The 5365-nt window shown below is 58.3% G+C and carries 4 protein-coding genes; 2 read left to right on the plus strand and 2 right to left on the minus strand.

Annotation, left to right across the window (positions count from 1 at the left end):
• Positions 1–176: 176 nt before the first annotated feature.
• Complete coding sequence (locus DBR30_RS08270; protein ID WP_108542053.1) at positions 177–1247, plus strand: permease; 1071 nt, start codon at positions 177–179, stop codon at positions 1245–1247.
• Positions 1248–1374: 127 nt separating this feature from the next.
• Here DBR30_RS08270 and DBR30_RS08275 read toward each other — a convergent pair whose 3' ends face one another.
• Positions 1375–2085 carry an HAD family hydrolase gene (locus DBR30_RS08275; RefSeq protein ID WP_108542052.1) on the minus strand — a complete coding sequence of 237 codons (711 nt, stop codon included), beginning with the start codon at positions 2083–2085 and terminating at the stop codon, positions 1375–1377.
• 203 nt (positions 2086–2288) lie between these two features.
• Here DBR30_RS08275 and DBR30_RS08280 point away from each other — a divergent pair, with 203 nt between their 5' ends.
• The gene (locus DBR30_RS08280; RefSeq protein WP_058056654.1) at positions 2289–3842 is read left to right on the plus strand and encodes a methyl-accepting chemotaxis protein; all 1554 of its coding nucleotides are present in this window, start codon (positions 2289–2291) and stop codon (positions 3840–3842) included.
• Between the two features lie 85 nt (positions 3843–3927).
• On the opposite strand, the gene gcvP is transcribed toward DBR30_RS08280, so the two are convergent.
• The coding region (gene gcvP, locus DBR30_RS21885) for an aminomethyl-transferring glycine dehydrogenase (RefSeq protein ID WP_258224353.1) at positions 3928–5365 on the minus strand (1438 nt) is incomplete at its 5' end.

Raw genomic sequence — 5365 nt, forward strand, 5'->3', positions numbered from 1 at the left:
GCTTGAAGATAAACAGCCGGGTCGGATGACCCAGCTCTTTCAATGCCTTGGCGACCTCTTCCAGTTGCATCTCTGCTCCCTCCACGAATTTGATATTTCGATAATACCAGAAATATCTTGACCGGCCATTCGTTTCGATTATTTTGGAAATATAGAAACCAAGTGAGGATACGACAATGAATGAGTGGTTAACCATGCTGACCGATGCAGCCCAGATGTTCCTGTTTCTGGCTGTCGAGCTGTCGGTGCTGTTTCTGGTCATTAGCGCCGGGGTCAGCCTGATCCGTCAAAAGATCCCCGACGAGAAGATCCAGCGGATGCTGGGGGCGAGACATGGCAAGGGCTATCTGCTCTCGGCCCTGCTCGGTGCCGTCACCCCCTTTTGCAGCTGCTCCACCATCCCCATGCTGAGAGGGCTGCTCTCGGCCAAGGCTGGCTTTGGCCCCACCCTCACCTTCCTGTTTATTTCGCCACTGCTGAACCCCATCATCGTCGGCTTGATGTGGGCCACCTTCGGCTGGAAAGTGACCCTGCTCTACGCCGTGATCGCCGCCAGCGTCTCCGTCATGGCGAGCATGCTGCTCGACAGATTGGGATTCGAGCGCCATGTCATCGACCCCAAAGAGGCCACCCCATCTTGCGGTAGCGGCTGTGGCCCGGCGACCCGCACCACCACTCAAGCACATTGCAGTGACAACCAACGCGGCGCCATTCGCACAATCAAACCCCTCAACGGAGCGGCGTGCTGCCCGGCACCGCAACCAGAGATGGCAAAACAGGCCACCCTCTCCTGCTGCGGCGATGGCACTGCAACCCTGACCCGTGCACCACAGCTCCCCACCGCCTGGGTCAAAGCTCGCATCGATGCCTGGCAGCAGTTCAAAACAGTATTGCCCTTCCTCCTGCTGGGGGTGCTTATCGGCTCATTTATCTACGGCTTTATTCCGGCCGAGTGGATCGCCGCCCATGCTGGTGCCGACAACCCGCTGGCCATCCCCTTCAGCGCCATCGTCGGGATCCCGCTCTACATCCGTGCCGAGGCCGTGATCCCGCTGGCGTCGGTACTGCTGGGCAAAGGGATGGGAATGGGCGCCGTCATGGCGCTGATCATCGGCAGTGCCGGTGCCAGTCTGACCGAGGTGATCCTGCTCAAATCCATGTTCAGAACCCCGATGATTGCGGCCTTCCTTACCGTGATCCTCGGCATGGCGATCCTGATGGGCTACCTGACGCAACTGCTGTTTTAAGTCGCCCATCTTTAAACAGGCAAAATGCCAAAGCAGCCGAGTGTGAAACCATCAGGCTTCCCATAGACAAAACGCCGATCAACTGATCGGCGTTTTGCATGTTCCGTATGACAATCTGCAACCGGCGTTACAGATATTGCCCGACGATGGGGAGCAGATCCTCGACGTCACGGGCGATATGGTCGGGTTGGTGTTCCCAGCGCTCCGGGGTCGCGCGGCTATAGGCGACAGCCACCGAGATCACACGGCTCTGCTCGCCAAGTGCCCCTTGCAAATGGCGGGCAAACTGCACATCCGCTTCATGGTCACCGATATAGATCAGCGACAGGCACCTGGCTGGGCCGAAGATAGACTCCAGACATTTGAGGCCACCGAAAGGATGAGGTTTTTGCTGCTGTCCGGGCACGTCATCATAGCCGACTACAGCCTTGAACTGGCTGTTCACGCCATGCAGCTCCAGTACCCGGCGAATGTTTTTTTGGGAGTTTTGCGAACAAATTCCGTGGGGAATGGCAGAGAAATGGTCAATCACCGCCTCCAGCCCCGCAAAAAACCGCACCTCGGTCCGGTTCATCTCCTGATGCTTGGCCCACAGACTGCCAGCCAGCACCATCTCGTCCCGCGACAAACCGTAGTAATCCATATAGAGCGCCTGCCAGTTCTTGGCGGCGTGATTGGCATGGTGATACTCCGCTTCGCTGCGCAGATAGCGCGGCAGATGTTCTCCGGTCAGATGGGGGGCGACCTCAGCCAGGATCTGCTTGGTGATATCGATATTCTTCGGCACCGAATTGACCAGAGTACCGTCATAATCCCATAAAATCGCATCCAACTTCATTGCGTTACCTGTCTCGCTGCACAGCCATAAGTCACGCCATGTTACTTGGCTTGCCTCCCCTCGCCAAACCGCACTGTAAAAATGTGAGACCCATCCCGTCCCCACGCAGTAGCACAAGAGTTAATGTGCAACAACACAATAAATGAACATCCTCTGCCATACTCAGACGAAGTATTCCGTTACGCCGAAACCGGAGTCTGATCATGGTAACCAGCTCGCTTCACACCACAGATACCGAGGTTGAATTTGCCGACGATATCCAGTTGGTATCGACGACCGATCTCAAAGGGGACATCACCTACGCCAATCCGGCGTTTTGTCAGGTGGCAGGCTATCGCCTGGAAGAGATGTTGGGACAACATCACAATCTGGTGCGCCACCCCGATATGCCCAAGGCGGCGTTTGCCGATCTCTGGGCCCACCTGCAGGCAGGCAAACCATGGCGAGGCATGGTAAAAAACCGCTGCAAAGATGGTCGCTATTATTGGGTTGATGCCTATGTCACCCCGATTTATGAAGATGGCAAGATGGTGGGTTACCAATCCGTCCGCTGCCGTCCCGCCGCAGAGCACAAAGCGCGTGCCAACAAGATGTACAAAACCCTTAAAGCCCGTGAAACCGGCTCTGCCATTCACATGGGCCTGCGCCAGCTCACGCCGGCCATGATGACCATCCCCCTGCTGCTCGTCAGCGTGATCAGCGCGCTTTGGCTGCTCTCACCGCTGCAGGCGCTCTGGGTCATCATACCCCTCTTGGCAACAATCTGGTTCAATCGCCACCCTCTCTTCCTCACGCCGCGATTCTTGCAGCAGCTCGAGCAGGATTACGACAGCATCAGCCGCCTTATCTTCTCGGGGGATGCCCCCCACAGCATTGCCGATTTCCATATCAAGCTCGGGCAAGCGAAGATCCGTACCGTACTCGGCCGGGTGGATGACACCACGGCTTCGCTCAATGCCATGGCCAATGACCTGCGCGGCTCCGCCTCGCTGGCCAGCCAGGATATCTCTTCGCAAGACACTCAGATCCAGCAGATTGCCACCGCCGTCACCCAGATGGCCTCGGCCGCCGAGGAGATCAACCGCAATATTCAAGACAGCAACAGCCAGATCGAAGAAGCCCGCAGCCACTGCATCACCACCAGCAACCAGCTTTCGGAAGCGGGTGAAGAGATGTCGGCGCTGGCCACCCAGGCGGAGCAAGCCTTCCAGTCAGCCGTTGAGCTGGCGAGCGAATCCGAGCGGATTGGCACCATCATGAGCGAAATTCGCGGCATTGCGGATCAAACCAACCTGCTGGCGCTCAATGCCTCCATCGAAGCCGCACGGGCAGGCGATCAGGGGCGTGGCTTTGCGGTGGTGGCGGACGAGGTTCGCAGCCTGTCGACCAGAACCCACAAGGCGACAGAGCAGATCCAGAACAGCATTGGCCATATTCAGCAAACCCTGGGGGGATGGAAAGAGATGATGCATCTCAATGTGACCAGAACCAACGCCTGCCTCACCACCACACGGGCAAGCACCGGCAATCTGAATCAGGTTGTGGTCGAGATAGACAAGGTCTCTGATTTTTCCAACCAGATCACCGCCGCAGCCACCGAGCAACAAGCTGTCATCGAGGAGATCAGCCGCAATATCAACCAGATATCCTCGCTCTCTCACGATAACAGCCTAAAAATCGATCAAGTGAGTGAAACCAGTGCCAACTTGCAGAGCAAAGCGAGCCAGCTCAAGGACTTAAGCCGGACATTCGGATAGCAGCAATCAGATGACATATAAAAAGGGCCACCCGTTTGGGTGGCCCTGTTGTTTATACGGCTTAACTGTTGCTCTTGGACGCCACTTACTTGGCGTAATCCTCAGTCGGGATACAGGCGCAGAACAGGTTGCGATCACCAAACACGTCATCGATGCGGTTGACCGAGGGCCACAGTTTCGCGGCGCGCACGGCATCGGACGGGAAGACCGCCTCGGCGCGGCTGTAGCCACGATTCCACTCACTGTCCATCACGTCATCCTGGGTGTGCGGGGCGTGTACCAGCGGGTTGTCGGTCAGGCTCCACTGCCCCTCCTGCACCTTGGCAATCTCGGCGCGGATGGCGGTCATCGCCTCGACGAAACGGTCCAGCTCGCGCTTGGATTCCGACTCAGTCGGCTCGACCATCAGGGTACCCGCGACCGGGAAGCTCATAGTCGGCGCGTGGAAGCCGTAGTCCATCAGCCGCTTGGCCACGTCCATCTCGCTGATGCCGGAAGCCTCCTTGAGCGGACGGATATCCAGGATGCACTCGTGAGCCACCCGACCATTGCGGCCGGAGTAGAGCACCGGGAAGGAGTCCCCCAGCTTCTTGGCCAGATAGTTGGCGTTGAGGATGGCCACCTGAGTGGACTTTTTGAGCCCCTCGTCACCCAGCATGGCGATATACATCCAGCTTATGGGCAGGATGCTGGCCGAGCCGAACGGTGCAGCCGACACGGCGCCGTTGTCACGGCTCTCCTTGTCGGTCTTGACCACGGTGTGACCGGCCACAAAGGGTGCCAGATGTTTCTTCACGCCGATGGGCCCCATGCCCGGGCCGCCACCGCCATGAGGAATGGCGAAGGTCTTGTGCAGGTTGAGGTGGGAAACGTCCGCCCCGATAAAGCCCGGCGCAGTGAGGCCCACTTGGGCGTTCATGTTGGCGCCGTCCAGATAGACCTGACCACCGTGCTGGTGAACGATGCCGCACACCTCCTTGATGGTCTCCTCATACACCCCGTGGGTGGAGGGGTAGGTCACCATCAGACAGGAGAGCTGATCCCCCGCTTCGGCTGCCTTGGCGCGCAGGTCGTCGAGATCCACGTTGCCGGACTTGTCACAGGCGGTGACGATCACCTTGAGCCCCGCCATCTGGGCTGAGGCCGGGTTGGTGCCGTGGGCAGAAGCAGGAATGAGGCAGATATCTCGATGCCCCTCGCCGCGGGACTCGTGGTACTTCTTGATGGCCAAGAGGCCAGCGTATTCGCCCTGAGCACCTGAGTTGGGCTGCATGCAGACCGCATCGTAACCGGTCACTTTCACCAGCCAGTTTTCGAGGTCGGCCAGCAGCAGCTGATAGCCCTTGGCCTGCGCCAGCGGGGCAAACGGGTGCAACTTGCCAAACTCGGGCCAGGTCACCGGGATCATCTCGGCGGTGGCGTTGAGCTTCATGGTGCAGGATCCGAGCGAGATCATGGCGTAGTTGAGGGCCAGATCCTTGGCTTCGAGACGGTGGATATAACGCAGCATCTCGGTTTCAGAG

The sequence above is a fragment of the Aeromonas sp. HMWF017 genome (assembly GCF_003061465.1).
In the GTDB taxonomy this organism is placed as follows: domain Bacteria; phylum Pseudomonadota; class Gammaproteobacteria; order Enterobacterales; family Aeromonadaceae; genus Aeromonas; species Aeromonas veronii.